We start from the raw sequence: 14,465 nt of genomic DNA, 5'->3' as shown, positions 1-14,465 counted from the left end.
GCGGAGATCTTTCTAACCGTGTACCCTTCGGAACGCGCCCCACGTCCCCTTGCTATCCGCTTGCGCATCAGTCTGCGTCTTCGCCTACATCTTTGAGGCTAGCAAAAGCCTGGTCGTCATGGGCAGGTGTTTTTAGACTGATTTCCTTCAAGCGAGCTTTTGCAAGGAAGTTAACCGACTATCACTTCCTCCCCCGGCCAGCCGTGGCCCGTGTTTGACGATCTATACTTTCCAGTTCGCTATCGCGGTTTCATGCAATACGTCGACACCCGTGCACGTAACCGTGCGCCCGTGCCAATCGCCAATCTGGTCAACCCCGGGCCAACGGAATGCTGTGTGGCTGATGGGTCGTGGAGAAAATCATGAAACACACGCTTTTGTCAGGCGCCCTCCTTGCGGTCGCGGCGACCGTGATGCTGCCAACGGTTTGGGCTGCCCAGCCGCAGGCGGTGGCCTCTGATGGTTCGGATCATGTCGGGGCTGGCGCAGTCGCCTCGGACGGTTCCGATCACGTCGGCGCTGGCGCAGTGGCTTCCGATGGTTCCGACCGCGTCGGCGCTGGCGCAGTCGCCTCGGACGGTTCCGATCACGTCGGCGCTGGTGCAGTGGCTTCCGATGGTTCCGATCATGTCGGCGCTGGCGCAGTGGCCTCCGATGGTTCCGATCACGTCGGCGCTGGCGCAGTAGCTTCCGATGGTTCCGATCACGTCGGCGCTGGTGCAGTGGCCTCCGATGGTTCCGATCATGTCGGCGCTGGCGCAGTGGCTTCCGATGGTTCCGATCACGTCGGCGCTGGCGCAGTGGCTTCCGATGGTTCCGATCATGTCGGCGCTGGCGCAGTGGCTTCCGATGGTTCCGATCATGTCGGCGCTGGCGCAGTGGCTTCCGATGGTTCCGATCATGTCGGCGCTGGCGCAGTGGCTTCCGATGGTTCCGATCATGTCGGCGCCAATACCGTCGCCTCCGACGGCACCGACAAGGTCGGCGCCAATCGTTATGCCTACTCACGCGTCGGCGTCGGCTCTGATCGCGTCGCTTCGGCGCTGATGACCGGCAGCTATTCCGACCAGTTCAACTCCCCTCAGTAATCGGCGCGGGGCGACCCGTTCGGGTCGCCCCTCCCACCGCTGCACTAGCACATTTGTGCTAATCGACCGCCCCGCCACCCGGCGTTATATTCCCTCGCAACCCCCGATGCTCCCCAACATTGCCGCTGTGCAGTGCGCGGGATCGTTGTGCCTGGAAATCAGAACAACACCAAGGAAGAAGCACCATGAAACTGCCTGCAAACCTCTGCAAAATCGCGCTCGTCGGCGCCCTTCTGATCGGCGCCAGCGGTTGCCAGACCGCCAAACCCACCGAAGCCAGCATGAAAGAACGCGCCCAGACCGTCATCGGTAAACCGGTGTCGAAAATCGACAACGTCCGCAGCGACAGCACCCTCACCTACTACACCGCCTACACCCCGGCCGGCGAATACAACTGCGAGTTGCCCAGCGGCGCGATTATCGCCGTGGCAAGCATGGGCATCATGACCCCGCCGCTGTCGTGCCTGCCCAAAGGCGCCTCGCCGATTCCGTTCCAGTGATCCCTCATCCCCGGTAAAGGACTCCGTTCCATCATGAAAAGCCTGATCGCAACTCTCACCCTCACCGCCTTCGCCCTGACGGGCTGCGCCACGCCCAAACAATGGGAAGCCACCGGTGGCAGCAAGAACGACGGCGTCGTCCAGGTCTCCTACGAACTGGGCCAGTTTGAAAGCGGCCAGACCAGCGCCGCGCAAGGCCTGACCGTCGCGTCGGAGCGCTGCAAGACCTGGGGCTACAAGAACGCCGAGGTGACCGGTTCCGAGAAAAACATCTGCCGCACCATGGGCCAGTACAACTGCCTGCAAACCACCATCACTCAGGATTACCTCTGCAAGCGTTGAATCAAACCTGCTCGGCCGGCTCGGTTTGCCGGTCGCGCAGGCTGCGCAAGGTCGCGCGCAGCTCGGCCGGGCGTACCGGTTTGGACAGGATGGCAATTTGGCGGTCGTGCAAGGCCGCCTGTATTTTTTCGATGTCATGCCCGGTGATGATCATTGCCGGCACCGCAAAACCACGCTGGCGCCGCACGGCGTCGATGCACTCGAGGCCCGTGGAATGCGTCCCCAGATCGTAATCGGCGACAATGATGTCGCAATCGGTGACCAGACCCTGTCCGCTCAACTCGCCCTGCACCACGCAGCCCCAGCGCTCGAGCAGCGCCGACGTTGCCAACAAGACGTTGCGATCATCCTCCACCAGACACACCTTCAGCCCGGTCAACAGGCCGGCCTGCCGCAGATCATCACGCTGAGCCGGCAACTGCGTAGCCACGGCCACCGGCAAGCCATACAGCGTGACCGCCGTGCCGCGCCCAAGCTGCGAGCGCAACGCCACATCGACACCGATCAACTGCCCCAGACGCTTGACGATCGACAGCCCGAGGCCGACGCCTTCCACGTCCTTGTCACGCACTTGGCGCACCCGATAAAACTCCTCGAACACCTTCGGCAGATGCTCCTCGGCAATGCCGTTGCCGCGGTCATAAATCACGATGGCCAGCCCGCCGCCGCGTTTGCGCACGCCAATCAGCACCGGACGTTGCGCGCCATATTTGAAGCAGTTGGAAAGCACGTTCTGCACCAGGGTCGCGAGCAACGCCGGATCGCTCTGCACCCAGTATTGGCAGGGGCGCAGGCGCAACTCCACGCCAGCCCAGCGCGCGGCCTCGGCGTTCTGGCGAATCAGGTCGGCCAGCCACTCGCCGAGATGGAACACCTGCAATCGCGGCAGAATGCGCCCGTTGTCGAGGGTGTAGAGGTCGAGAATCGAACGGAACAACTGCGAAACGTTGAGCAGCGAGCGGTCGATGTTGTCGACCAGTTGCCGCTCCTGCTCGCCCAGGCGCGACTCGCGCAGGCACGCCGTAAACAGACCGATGGAGTGAATCGGCTGGCGCAGATCATGGCTGGCCTGGGCGAGAAACCGCGACTTTTCCAGGTTGGCTGCGACCGCTTCTTCCGACGCCTTGCGCGTGCGCTCCAGCAGCAAGTGCGCGTAGAACGGGATCACCGTGCTGGTGAGCATCAACATCAGCACCATGTACGGTTGCGCCTGCCACACTGGCGTCAACCGATAAACCGCCAGCAATGCCAGCAGCGCCAACCCGGTGGCAATCGCCAGATAGCGCGAGCCGTAGCGCATGCCGTTGCCCAGGTTGACCCAGATGATCACCGCGTACAGCGGCAACGCCGCTTCACCGCCGAGCACCAGGCCGAAACAGGTGCCGGTGTAATCGTGGATCATCGCGAATATTCGCCGCGCCGGGTAATGCCCGGGCCAGCGCGCAATGGCCTGGCGCAAGACAATCGACGCCAGCAGAAACAGCGCGATGTAGACCACTACCGGCAGATATGTATCGAAACGCTGCCCCGGCAAGGCACCGAGTACGCAGATATAAACCATGGCGATGCTGGCGATGATGATCCGCAGATTGGCCTGATCCAGCTCGGTGTTTTTCTCGAACTTCATGGGCAACGTCCTTGTGCGACAGTCGTCAGATTCAGCAGCGGTCGGCAGGCAATCTGCGTCTGCGGTGCTAAGGTGCATGCCGTAAACATCGCTGATCCAGGGAGGGTCACGCCATGACACGCCGCATCATCATAGCCGACGATCACCCGTTGTTTCGCGAGGCCATGCTGCGCACCGTGCAGCGCCTGCTGCCCGAAGCGACGATCGAGGAGGCCGGAGACCTCGACGCCGTGCTGGCCTTGCTGCCCGGCGGCAGCGAGCCGGACACACTGATTCTCGACCTGCGCTTCCCCGGCCTGACCTGCATCAGCCAACTCGCCGAGCTGCGCCGAAAACTGCCGCGCACCACGCTGATCGTGGTGTCGATGGTCGACGACGAGGCGGTGATCGGCGAAGTGATGGCGGCCGGCATCGATGGGTTCATCGGCAAGAACATCGCTCCGGATGAGATCGGCGAGGCGATTCTGGCGATCCGTGAGGGCGAAGTGCTGGTCAGGTTCGCGCCTTCCGGGCTGCTGCCGCTGGAAACCGGCACCGCCCTCACCCCGCGTCAGCAGGATGTGTTGCGGCTGATCGCCCAAGGCAAAACCAACAAGGAAATCGCCCGGGAACTGGATATCTCGCCGTTCACCGTGCGCATCCATGTGTCGTCGTTGTTGCGCACACTCAATGTGCCGTCGCGGGCAGCCGCTGCGGTGAAGTATTCGGGAGGCAGTGGCGCAATTTAAATGAACCCTGCGCGTCGAGGCACACCTAACTGAAAGACCATCAGGAGGTAGCCCATGCAAATTGAACCCGTCTGGATCGTACTCGCCGTCGTTCTTGTGATCATTGAATTGTGGGCGATCAACAGGGTGCGCAAGAGCGCAGGCAAAGGCAGCAACAAAGGCGTGTGGATTATCGCCATCGTGTTCCTGCCCTTGTTTGGGCTGATTGCCTGGGCACTGGCGGGCCCGAAACACGTTACGCAGGATTGAGAAAAACCCCCTGTAGGAGCTGCCGAAGGCTGCGATCTTTTAAGATCAAAAGATCGCAGCCTGCGGCAGCTCCTACAGGAACGCAGCGTTATGGATCAACCTGCGCCATCAACTCCGGCACCGATTCCGGCCGCTTCGCATAACGTTGCGCCAACACCGCGCAGACCATCAATTGAATCTGATGGAACAGCATCAGCGGCAGAATCAACACGCCAATCGTGCTCCCCGCAAACAGCACCTGCGCCATCGGCACGCCGGTGGCCAGGCTCTTCTTCGAACCGCAGAACAGAATGGTAATGCGGTCTTCCTGGCTGAAGCCGAACGCCTTGCCCAGCAGGGTCGACGCCAACAGCACCAGTGCCAGCAGGATGCAGCAGACCACCACCAGTCCCAGCAGATCGACTACCGGAATCTGATGCCAGATGCCTTCGTTGACCGCCTCGCTGAACGCGCCGTAGACCACCAGCAGAATCGAACCCTGATCGACGAATTTCAGCCAGTTCTTGTTGCGCCCGACCCACGCGCCGATCCAGCGGCGAGCGATCTGCCCGGCAATGAACGGCAGCAGCAGTTGCACGCTGATTTTCAGGATCGCATCCAGGGTCGAGCCACCGTCACCGTGCACGTTCAGCAGCAGCGTCACCAGCAATGGCGTAAGGAAAATCCCGAACAGGCTCGACGCTGCCGCGCTGCAGATCGCCGCCGGGATATTGCCCCGGGCCAGCGAGGTGAAGGCGATCGCCGACTGCACGGTGGCGGGCAACGCGCAGAGGTAGAGCATGCCCATGTACAGCTTGTCGCCGATCAGCGGTGACAGCAGCGGTTTCAGCGCCAGCCCGAGCAGCGGAAACAGCACAAAGGTCAGACCGAATACCAACAGGTGCAGGCGCCAGTGGCCGGCCCCGGCGATGATCGATTCGCGCGACAGTTTCGCGCCGTGGAGGAAGAACAGCAGCGCGATGGCGATGTTGGTCAGCCAGCCGAACCCCACCGCGACCTGTCCGCTGGCCGGCAGGAAACTGGCCAGCAGCACGACGCCGATCAGGGTCAGGGTGAAGTTGTCGGGCAAGAATCTTGGGCGGGTCATGGGTTTGCTCATCCGGGGGTTGCCAGTACGTGATTGCGACTCTAACGTGACTGTGAATTACCGACTAACGCCGAAGAGCCAGTAGATGCCGCCTAAAGGACACGAGAAAAGCTTCCGGCGCAGCATTCCCGGGCTGCCCAGCCTGCCGCGTCCGCTGTACGGGCGCACCGAATCGCTGCCCAATCGCGCATTGACCCGGCGTCACAGTCACCCGTGGGTGCAATTGTCGTACGCCATTCAGGGCGTGCTCGAAGTGCAGACCGGTGCCGGACGCTTCGTCGCGCCACCGGAGCGCGCGGTGTGGATTCCGGCAGGCGTGCCGCATCGCGTGTTCAGCTCGCCGCACACCGAAATGCGCAGCCTGTACATCGATTGCAGCGTGGCCGGTTGGGCGCTTGAGCGCTGTCATGTGCTGGGCGTCAGCGACCTGTTGCGCGAGCTGATTCGCGCGTTCAGTCGGGTGCCGGTGGAATACGACGAAAACGGCGCCCATGGCCGGCTGGCCCAGGTGATCCTCGATCAACTGGCCGAGGCGCCGCAGATCGACCTGATGCTGCCACTGCCTCAGGACAGTCGTCTGCGGCAGATCTATCAAAGTCTGGAGCAACATCCGGAACAGCAGACCACACTGCAGCATTGGAGCGAGAAGTTCGGCGTCACCGAAAAAACCCTCAGCCGCCTGTTTTTACGCGACACCGGTCTGACCTTCCGCGCCTGGCGTCAGCGCCTGCGCCTGTTGGGCGCGCTGACCCCACTGGAACGCGGCGAACGCGTCACCGACGTGGCTCTGGCCTGCGGTTATGACTCGACGTCGGCGTTCATCGCCGCGTTCCGTCAGCAGTTCGGCGAGACGCCGGGGGAATTTTTTCGCTGACTTTTGTCGATATTTATCGAATTAGCACATGCCAATCGGCAAAGTTCAGGGTAGAGTTTCGCCCATACGGAATTCTTTACGCGTTACGACCCTAACCCTGATGACCCACCCCTTTAGCGAACCTGTCGGCGGTAACAGCATGATCGAAGTCACTGAAGTCTCCATTGCTCAATTACGCGCGGCGCTCGAAGCCGGCCAGACCACCGCGGTTGAACTGGTGCAGGCCTATCTGGCCCGGATCGACGCCTACGACGGCCCGAACACCGCCACCGCACTGAATGCCGTGGTGGTGCGCAATCCCGAAGCACTGGCCGAAGCCCAGGCCTCCGATGCACGCCGGGCCAAAGGCGAAACCCTCGGCCCGCTCGACGGCATCCCCTACACCGCCAAGGACAGCTATCTGGTCAAGGGGCTGACCGCTGCTTCCGGCAGCCCGGCGTTTGCCGATCTGGTGGCGCATCGCGACGCGTTCACCATCGAACGCCTGCGCGCCGCCGGGGCGATCTGCCTGGGCAAGACCAACATGCCGCCGATGGCCAATGGCGGCATGCAGCGTGGCGTGTATGGCCGGGCCGAGAGCCCGTACAACGCCGCCTATCTGACCGCGCCGTTCGCCTCTGGCTCGTCCAACGGTGCCGGCACCGCCACCGCCGCGAGCTTCTCGGCCTTCGGTCTGGCAGAAGAAACCTGGTCGAGCGGTCGCGGCCCGGCGTCGAACAACGGTTTGTGCGCCTACACGCCGTCGCGTGGGGTGATTTCGGTGCGCGGCAACTGGCCGCTGACGCCGACCATGGACGTGGTGGTGCCCTACGCCCGGACCATGGCCGACCTGCTTGAAGTGCTTGACGTGGTCGTCGCTGAAGACCCCGACACCCGTGGCGATCTGTGGCGCCTGCAGCCGTGGGTGCCGATCCCGAGCGTCGACACGGTGCGCCCGGCCTCCTACGCCGAACTGGCAGTCAAACCCGATGCACTGGCTGGCAAGCGCCTCGGCGTGCCGAAGATGTACATCAACGCCGACCCTGAAGCCGGGACCAGCGAAGCCCCGGGGATCGGCGGCCCGACCGGGCAACGCATCAACACCCGCCCCTCGGTGATCGACCTGTGGAAGCAGGCCCGCGCCGCTCTGGAAGCGGCCGGCGCCGAGGTGATCGAAGTGGATTTCCCGCTGGTCTCCAACTGCGAAGGCGATCGTCCGGGCGCACCGACCGTGTTCAATCGCGGCATCGTCTCCAAGGAGTTTCTGCACCACGAACTGTGGGATCTGTCGGCCTGGGCCTTTGATGATTTCCTGCGCGCCAACGGCGATCCGAAGCTCAATCGTCTGGCCGATGTCGACGGGCCGAAAATCTTCCCGCACGACCCGGGCACCCTGCCCAACCGTGAAGGCGATCTGGCTGCCGGCATGGACGAATACGTGCGCATGGCCGAGCGCGGCATCACCCCGTGGGACCAGATTCCAACCCTGCCGGATGGCCTGCGCGGCCTGGAAAAGACCCGCAAGCTCGATCTGGAAGACTGGATGGACACGCTGAAACTCGACGCCGTGCTGTTCCCGACCAACGCTGACGTTGGCCCGGCAGATGCCGATATCAATCCGGAATCGGCGGACATTGCCTGGAGCAACGGCATCTGGGTTGCCAACGGTAACCTGGCGATCCGTCACCTCGGCGTTCCGACCGTCACCGTGCCCATGGGCGTGATGGCGGACATCGGCATGCCAGTCGGCCTGACCTTCGCCGGTCGCGCCTACGATGACTCGAATCTGTTGCGTCTGGCCTCGGCGTTTGAAGCCACTGGATCGAAGCGTATGGTGCCGCCACGCACTCCGCCGCTGGCTACCGACAAGTAACAACGCAGGGCGGGATTGAGGCCGGCAACGGTCTCAATCCCCTTCTGGCCTGTAACATTCCTCCCCTGCGCTCACCTCCGACACTTCGTTATTCCCGAACTGTTGCTCAGGAATAATCGATTTTTCTTCCGCACAAACTCACCGCTAGCATGGCCCTGCCTGACCCTAATTCAATAAAAGCCAGGGAGCCAGCCATGCCAACCACCAACATCAGTATCGGCGAACCGTGGATGTGGGGCGCCTTTATCGTCTTCGTCCTCGCCATGCTCGCACTCGACCTGTTTGTCTTCGGCGGGCGCAAGGCACATCGGGTGTCGGTGCGCGAAGCGGCGTGCTGGGTGATTGCCTGGTGCGCGTTGGCGATGGCATTCGCCGGACTGCTCTGGTGGTACCTGAACGGCGAATTCGGCGCCGAGATCGCCCAGCGCAAGACCCTGGAATTCCTCACCGGTTACCTGATCGAGCAGTCGCTGTCGATCGACAACATGTTCGTCTTCGTGATGATCTTCAGCTACTTCGCCGTGCCGCCGGAACTGCAACGTAGGGTGCTGCTGTATGGCGTGCTCGGGGCGATCGTGATGCGCGCGGCGATGATCTTCGCCGGCGTGTGGCTGGTGTCGCAGTTCGAATGGCTGTTGTATGCCTTCGGGGTGTTCCTGATCATCACCGGGATTAAGATGTTGATGTTTGCTGAGCAACAACCGGACCTCGACAACAACCCGTTGCTGCGCTGGGTACGCGGGCATCTGCGGATTACCCAGGGCTTCCATGGCGAACGCTTTTTCGTGCGGCAGAATGGCGTGCGCTGGGCGACACCGATGTTTCTGGTGCTGGTGCTGATCGAGGCCAGCGACCTGATGTTCGCGGTCGACAGCATCCCGGCGATCTTCGCCGTCACCACCGACCCGTTCATTGTCTTCACCTCGAACATCTTCGCGATCATGGGTCTGCGTGCGCTGTACTTTCTGCTGGCGGACATGGCCGACCGCTTTCATCTGCTCAAGTACGGACTGGCGATCGTGCTGGTGTTCATCGGCGGCAAGATGACGCTGATGCCGTGGTTTCACATGCCGGTGGAATGGTCGCTGGCGGTGGTGGGTGGGGTGATTGCGGGGTCGGTGGTGTTGAGTCTGATCGTCACCCGCAAGGAAGACCCAACCCAATCCCTGTAGGAGCTGCCGCAGGCTGCGATCTTTTGATTTTTTTGTTCCTGAAAACAAGATCAAAAGATCGCAGCCTGCGGCAGCTCCTACAGGGGGGGGGGTGCGGTTACTTGTCGGATTTGATGCTGGTCCACACGCGGGTGCGCACGCGTTCGAGTTTTTGCGGCAGCGGCTGCACCACGTACAGGGTTTTCAGCGCTTCGCTGGTCGGCGTCAGGTTCGGGTTGCCGGTAATGTCCTTGTTCACCAGCGGCATCGAATCCTTGTTGACGTTCGGATAGCCAAGGAAGTCGCTGATCGGCGCAATGACTTTTGGATCGAGCAAGGTGTTGAGGAATTCGTGGGCTTCTTCGACGTTCTTCGCGCTTTTCGGAATCGCGAAGGTATCGAACCAGATCGGCGCGCCCTCCTTCGGCAGACGCCAGTCGACCACAACGCCGTTGCCCGCTTCTTTGGCGCGGTTGCCGAACTGATAGAAGCTGCCGGAGTAACCGATGGCCACGCAGATGTCGCCATTGGCGATGTCGGTCATGTACTTGGCCGAGTTGAAGTAGGTCACGTACGGGCGAATCTTCAGCATCAGGTCCTTGGCTTTTTCATAGTCGGCGGGGTTCTGGCTGTTCGGGTCGAGGCCGAGGTAATGCAGGGCCAGCGGCAGGATTTCCGACGGCGAGTCGAGCATCGCCACGCCGCAGGATTTGAGCTTTTCCATGTTCTGCGGTTTGAACACCAGGTCCCAGCTGTCCACCGGCGCGTTGTCGCCCAACGCGGCCTTGACCTTGGCCGGGTTGAAACCGATCAGCACCGTGCCGTACATGTAGGGCACGCCGTACTGGTTGCCGGGATCGTTCTTGTCCAGCAGCTTGAGCAATTCCGGATCCTGATGGCTCCAGTTCGGCAGTTTCGACTTGTCGAGTTTCTGGAACACGCCGGCCTTGATCTGGGTGTCGATGAACTGGTTCGACGGCACCACCAGGTCGTAACCGGAGTTGCCGGTGAGCAACTTGGCTTCCAGCGATTCGTTGGTGTCGAAGGTATCCCAGGTCACTTTGATGCCGCTTTTCGCGGCGAAATCCTTGGGCACCGACGGCAGGATGTAATCCGCCCAGTTGTACACCCGCAGTTCGCGCTGTTCGGCGTGCACCGCGCTGGCCAGCAGCGTCAGCCCACACACGGTGGCACCCAGAATGCGTTTCATCGTGACCATGGTTGTTTCCCCGGAATGCGACGTGAGATCGATGGTTTTTATGTTCTGTACACGGCAGCGGCTTAAAGGTAGCCAAGGGCAAGCAAAGTCCAGCCTTTCGTTGTGGCTTTGATTCTTGCCGAGCGCGGGGTCGCGGCACAGTGGGGGATGGGCCAAAAGGGGATCGAAATGGCCAATTTGAATGACCGCTGGAATGCACCAGGGCTTAGAAAACATCATTTGTGGCGAGGGAGCTTGCTCCCGTCGGGCCGCGCAGCGGACCTCGCTCTTCGATTCAGAAAAGCAAAGGCCTGCTGCGCAGTCCAGCGGGAGCAAGCTCCCTCGCCACAGTTTTATTGATGATCGGGTCAGTCGGTATAACTCAAGCGCGCCGCCCTGCTCTGCCGGGTCTGACCACGTGTGGCGAGGCAGTAATACAACGGCACCGTCACCACCAGGCCGAACAGCCACGACAGGTCCGCACCGTCCACCAGATTCGCGTAAGGCCCGACGTACAGCGAGGTGTTGGCGAACGGCAACTGGACGATGATCCCGATGAAATAGGCAATGATCGCGTGCAGATTGAAGCGCCCGTAAATGCCACCGTCCGCACGGAAGATCGAGGTGATGTCATAGCTGCCGCGCTTGATCAGGTAGAAGTCGATCAGGTTGATCGACGCCCACGGCACCAGCACCAGCAACAACGCCAGAATCAGCCCGATGAACTGCGAAATGAAATCCGCCGAGGCACCCAGCGCCACCACGCAGCACCCCGCCAGCACCACGCTCGACAACACCACGCGCACCTTGATGCTCGGCGTCCACTGACTGGCAAACGTCTGGATCGAGGTGATGATCGACAGCACCGCGCCGTACAGATTCAGCGCGTTGTGGCTGATGATGTTGAGCAGAAACAACACCATCAGAATCGGCCCGAGCCAACCGGTGGATTGCTTGACCGCAGCCATCGCTTCGGTGCCTTCCGGCGTCGCCAACACCGCCACGGCGCCGAAGCTGAACGACAGAATCGTGCCCAGCGTCGCGCCCAGATAAGTGGCCCAGAATGGTTTGGCGATGCCGATATCCGCCGGCAGGTAACGCGAATAGTCGGACACGTACGGCGAGAAGCTGATCTGCCAGATGATCCCCAGCGACACCGTTGCCAGCCAACCGGACAGGTTGAAGCTGCCGCGCGTCAGGAAGTCCGCCGGCAAGTCGTGGGCGAAGATGTAGATGAAACCGGCGAACAGCGCGCTGCCCATCACCCAGGTGCCAATGCGGTTGAGCGTGTGAATGAAGTTGTAGCCGATCACGCCAATCGCCGTGGCCGCCAGTGCGCCGATCAGAATGCTCAGCGGTGCCGGCACCGACGGCGCAATACCGACAATCGACTTACCGGCAAGCACGATGTTGGAAATGAAGAAACCGATGTAGATCAGCGCGGCAAAAAACACGATCAGCAGCGCGCCGTATCGACCAAACTGACCACGACTCTGGACCATTTGCGGAATGCCCATGCGCGGACCTTGCGCCGATGCCAGAGCAATCACCACGCCGCCGATCAGATGCCCCAGCGCAATCGCCAGCAACCCCCAGAGCAAATCAAGATGAAACACCTGAACCACCATGGCGCCGGTGACGATGGGCAGTGGCGCGATGTTGGTGCTGAACCATAAGGTGAAAAGGTCGCGGGCCTTCCCGTGGCGTTCCGCGAGTGGGACATAGTCGACCGTGTGATTCTCGATCAACGGATCTTGCCGGGACATCTGGGACATATGCATGAACTCGAGTTTGTCTGTTCTTATCTTTGTATGAAGCCAAACCGGGGGGACTCTGCGGCCGCCCCTCAGATGCAGACCATATTATGGTATTCCAAACTTTTCACAAGACTGACCCGTAGTTTACGGCGCCATCTGATACGCCATCCTCACTGATACCGTGGCCTGCAGGCCAGCTGAAAGCCCAATAAACGCTGAGTTTCCGACGAAATCACCACGTTTATCGGTTCAGCCGAAAAGCCCTTGCAAAGAAAAAATACTGGTATACCATCAGACCAACAAATACATAAAAATCGCGTCACAACACCCGAGGACTGTCCAATGATCGATGCTGCCATCTACAAACAAGTCATGGGCTCGTTTCCGTCCGGCGTCACTGTCATCACCACACTGGACGATGACGGCCAGGTCGTCGGCCTCACCGCCAGCGCCTTCAGCTCACTGTCGATGGACCCGGCCCTGGTGCTGTTCTGCCCCAACTACAGTTCTGATTCCTACCCTGTGCTGATCAAGAACAAACGCTTCGCGATCCACGTCCTGTCCGGCGGCCAGCAAAGCGAAGCCTACGCTTTCGCCCGTAAAGGCAAGGACAAGGCGCAAGGCATCGAGTGGACGTTGAGCGAGCTGGGCAACCCGATCCTGGCCAACGCGACGGCTATCATCGAGTGTGAGTTGTGGCGCGAATACGAAGGCGGCGACCACGCGATCATGGTCGGCGCGGTGAAGAATCTGATCGTTCCGGAGCAGCACGCCGGGCCGCTGGTGTATTGCCACGGCAAGATGGGCGCCCTGCCCGTTCTGGCCTGAATGGAATACCTGTAGGAGTGAGCCTGCTCGCGATAGCGGTGTGTCAGAAAACACATCGACATCTGATCAACCGCTATCGCGAGCAGGCCCACGCCTACAAGTTTTGTAGCCTCAACAATAAAAGATCCGAGGAAGCGTCATGAAATTTTCCCTGTTCATCCACATGGAACGCTGGGACGAAAGCGTCAGCCACCGCCAACTGTTCGAAGACCTGACCGAACTGACCCTGATGGCCGAGGCCGGTGGTTTCAGCACCGTGTGGATCGGCGAACACCACGCGATGGAATACACCATCTCGCCAAGCCCGATGCCGCTGCTGGCCTACCTCGCCGCCAAAACCACCACCATTCACCTCGGCGCCGGCACCATCATCGCGCCGTTCTGGCACCCGCTGCGGGTGGCCGGTGAATGCGCGCTGCTCGACGTCATCAGCAACGGTCGTATGGAAGTCGGCCTGGCACGCGGCGCTTACCAGGTCGAATTTGATCGCATGGCCGGCGGCATGCCCGCTTCCAGCGGCGGCCAGGCCCTGCGCGAAATGGTCCCGGTGGTCCGCGCCCTGTGGCAAGGCGACTACGCCCACGACGGCGACATCTGGAAATTCCCGACCTCCACCAGCGTGCCGAAACCGATTCAGAAGCCCAACCCGCCAATGTGGATCGCCGCTCGCGACCCGGATTCGCACAACTTCGCCGTGGCCAACGGCTGCAACGTGATGGTCACGCCACTGATGAAAGGCGACGAAGAAGTCGTCGACCTGAAGAACAAATTCCAGACCGCCCTGGATAACAACCCCGACGTCCCGCGTCCGCAATTGATGGTGCTGCGTCACACCCACGTGCACTCGGCTGACGACCCAGAAGGCTGGAAAGTCGGCGCCAAAGCGATCTCACGGTTCTATCGCACCTTCGATGCGTGGTTCGGCAACAAGGAGGTGCCAGTCAACGGCTTCCTCGCGCCAAGCCCTGAAGAGAAGTTTGCCGGGCGTCCGGAGTTTGAACTGGAGAGCCTGCACAAGACGGCGATGATCGGCACGCCGGAAGAAATTATCCCACGCATCAAGTATTACCAGGAACTGGGGGTGGATGAGTTCAGTTTCTGGTGTGACAACAGCTTGCCGCATGCGGAGAAGAAGAAGTCGTTGGCGTTGTTTATCAAGCATGTGGTGCCGGCGTTTCGTTAAG

General features: G+C 61.1%; 14 protein-coding genes. 10 read left to right on the top strand and 4 right to left on the bottom strand.

From position 1 onward, the window contains the following. The first annotated feature begins 362 nt into the window (after positions 1–362). From HBN98_RS27965 to yecR, 3 genes are all read left to right on the top strand, one after another. Entirely contained in the window at positions 363–1,088 is a 726-nt protein-coding gene (locus HBN98_RS27965; protein ID WP_229755014.1) for a hypothetical protein, read from the top strand. A 185-nt stretch (positions 1,089–1,273) separates the two neighbouring features. Further along, positions 1,274–1,588 carry a hypothetical protein gene (locus HBN98_RS22300; protein WP_083368855.1) on the top strand — a complete coding sequence of 105 codons (315 nt, stop codon included), beginning with the start codon at positions 1,274–1,276 and terminating at the stop codon, positions 1,586–1,588. A gap of 33 nt (positions 1,589–1,621) precedes the next feature. Beyond that, positions 1,622–1,930, top strand: a complete 309-nt coding sequence (gene yecR / locus HBN98_RS22295; protein WP_083368854.1) for a YecR family lipoprotein — start codon at positions 1,622–1,624, stop codon at positions 1,928–1,930. Position 1,931: 1 nt separating this feature from the next. Here the strand turns inward: yecR and HBN98_RS22290 are convergent, their stop codons facing one another. Next, a complete protein-coding gene (locus HBN98_RS22290; protein ID WP_083368853.1) occupies positions 1,932–3,557 on the bottom strand; it encodes an ATP-binding response regulator in 1,626 nt (541 codons plus the stop codon). Between the two features lie 113 nt (positions 3,558–3,670). On the opposite strand from HBN98_RS22290, the gene HBN98_RS22285 reads away from it, so the two are divergent. Beyond that, complete coding sequence (locus tag HBN98_RS22285) at positions 3,671–4,285, top strand: LuxR C-terminal-related transcriptional regulator (RefSeq protein ID WP_083368852.1); 615 nt, start codon at positions 3,671–3,673, stop codon at positions 4,283–4,285. Positions 4,286–4,339: 54 nt separating this feature from the next. Further along, a complete protein-coding gene (locus HBN98_RS22280; RefSeq protein ID WP_041062599.1) occupies positions 4,340–4,534 on the top strand; it encodes a PLDc N-terminal domain-containing protein in 195 nt (64 codons plus the stop codon). 88 nt (positions 4,535–4,622) lie between these two features. Here the strand turns inward: HBN98_RS22280 and HBN98_RS22275 are convergent, their stop codons facing one another. After that, positions 4,623–5,621 (bottom strand): bile acid:sodium symporter family protein, encoded by a 999-nt coding sequence (locus HBN98_RS22275; protein ID WP_064587897.1) that lies wholly within the window; start codon positions 5,619–5,621, stop codon positions 4,623–4,625. An 85-nt stretch (positions 5,622–5,706) separates the two neighbouring features. On the opposite strand from HBN98_RS22275, the gene HBN98_RS22270 reads away from it, so the two are divergent. From HBN98_RS22270 to HBN98_RS22260, 3 genes are all read left to right on the top strand, one after another. Further along, on the top strand, positions 5,707–6,495 hold the full coding sequence (locus tag HBN98_RS22270; RefSeq protein WP_064587898.1) for an AraC family transcriptional regulator: 789 nt from the start codon (positions 5,707–5,709) through the stop codon (positions 6,493–6,495). 139 nt (positions 6,496–6,634) lie between these two features. After that, positions 6,635–8,347: an amidase gene (locus tag HBN98_RS22265; protein ID WP_162276312.1), complete on the top strand. Its 1,713-nt coding sequence runs from the start codon at positions 6,635–6,637 to the stop codon at positions 8,345–8,347. Between the two features lie 194 nt (positions 8,348–8,541). Next, a complete protein-coding gene (locus HBN98_RS22260; RefSeq protein ID WP_083368850.1) occupies positions 8,542–9,519 on the top strand; it encodes a TerC family protein in 978 nt (325 codons plus the stop codon). Between the two features lie 97 nt (positions 9,520–9,616). Here HBN98_RS22260 and HBN98_RS22255 read toward each other — a convergent pair whose 3' ends face one another. Next, on the bottom strand, positions 9,617–10,717 hold the full coding sequence (locus HBN98_RS22255; protein ID WP_083368849.1) for a polyamine ABC transporter substrate-binding protein: 1,101 nt from the start codon (positions 10,715–10,717) through the stop codon (positions 9,617–9,619). Between the two features lie 347 nt (positions 10,718–11,064). Next, the gene (locus tag HBN98_RS22250; protein WP_083368848.1) at positions 11,065–12,471 is read right to left on the bottom strand and encodes a purine-cytosine permease family protein; all 1,407 of its coding nucleotides are present in this window, start codon (positions 12,469–12,471) and stop codon (positions 11,065–11,067) included. 324 nt (positions 12,472–12,795) lie between these two features. Between HBN98_RS22250 and HBN98_RS22245 the strand changes: the two genes are divergently transcribed. Continuing rightward, positions 12,796–13,281 (top strand): flavin reductase family protein, encoded by a 486-nt coding sequence (locus tag HBN98_RS22245; RefSeq protein WP_083368847.1) that lies wholly within the window; start codon positions 12,796–12,798, stop codon positions 13,279–13,281. Positions 13,282–13,420: 139 nt separating this feature from the next. After that, a complete protein-coding gene (locus tag HBN98_RS22240) occupies positions 13,421–14,464 on the top strand; it encodes an LLM class flavin-dependent oxidoreductase (protein WP_083368846.1) in 1,044 nt (347 codons plus the stop codon). Position 14,465 lies beyond the last annotated feature (1 nt).

This window comes from Pseudomonas koreensis, assembly GCF_012986595.1.
GTDB classification, from domain to species: domain Bacteria; phylum Pseudomonadota; class Gammaproteobacteria; order Pseudomonadales; family Pseudomonadaceae; genus Aquipseudomonas; species Aquipseudomonas koreensis.
Note: the sequence above shows the minus strand (reverse complement) of the source record. Positions and strands in the feature narration are given on the sequence as shown.

Coding starts and splice junctions, on each gene's coding strand:
- HBN98_RS22250 (WP_083368848.1), bottom strand. CDS start 12,471: ATGTCCCAGATGTCCCGGCAAGATCCGTTGATCGAGAATCACACGGTC.
- HBN98_RS22270 (WP_064587898.1), top strand. CDS start 5,707: ATGCCGCCTAAAGGACACGAGAAAAGCTTCCGGCGCAGCATTCCCGGG.
- HBN98_RS22260 (WP_083368850.1), top strand. CDS start 8,542: ATGCCAACCACCAACATCAGTATCGGCGAACCGTGGATGTGGGGCGCC.
- HBN98_RS22280 (WP_041062599.1), top strand. CDS start 4,340: ATGCAAATTGAACCCGTCTGGATCGTACTCGCCGTCGTTCTTGTGATC.
- HBN98_RS22275 (WP_064587897.1), bottom strand. CDS start 5,621: ATGACCCGCCCAAGATTCTTGCCCGACAACTTCACCCTGACCCTGATC.
- HBN98_RS22285 (WP_083368852.1), top strand. CDS start 3,671: ATGACACGCCGCATCATCATAGCCGACGATCACCCGTTGTTTCGCGAG.
- HBN98_RS22265 (WP_162276312.1), top strand. CDS start 6,635: ATGATCGAAGTCACTGAAGTCTCCATTGCTCAATTACGCGCGGCGCTC.
- yecR (WP_083368854.1), top strand. CDS start 1,622: ATGAAAAGCCTGATCGCAACTCTCACCCTCACCGCCTTCGCCCTGACG.
- HBN98_RS22245 (WP_083368847.1), top strand. CDS start 12,796: ATGATCGATGCTGCCATCTACAAACAAGTCATGGGCTCGTTTCCGTCC.
- HBN98_RS22290 (WP_083368853.1), bottom strand. CDS start 3,557: ATGAAGTTCGAGAAAAACACCGAGCTGGATCAGGCCAATCTGCGGATC.
- HBN98_RS22255 (WP_083368849.1), bottom strand. CDS start 10,717: ATGGTCACGATGAAACGCATTCTGGGTGCCACCGTGTGTGGGCTGACG.
- HBN98_RS22240 (WP_083368846.1), top strand. CDS start 13,421: ATGAAATTTTCCCTGTTCATCCACATGGAACGCTGGGACGAAAGCGTC.
- HBN98_RS27965 (WP_229755014.1), top strand. CDS start 363: ATGAAACACACGCTTTTGTCAGGCGCCCTCCTTGCGGTCGCGGCGACC.
- HBN98_RS22300 (WP_083368855.1), top strand. CDS start 1,274: ATGAAACTGCCTGCAAACCTCTGCAAAATCGCGCTCGTCGGCGCCCTT.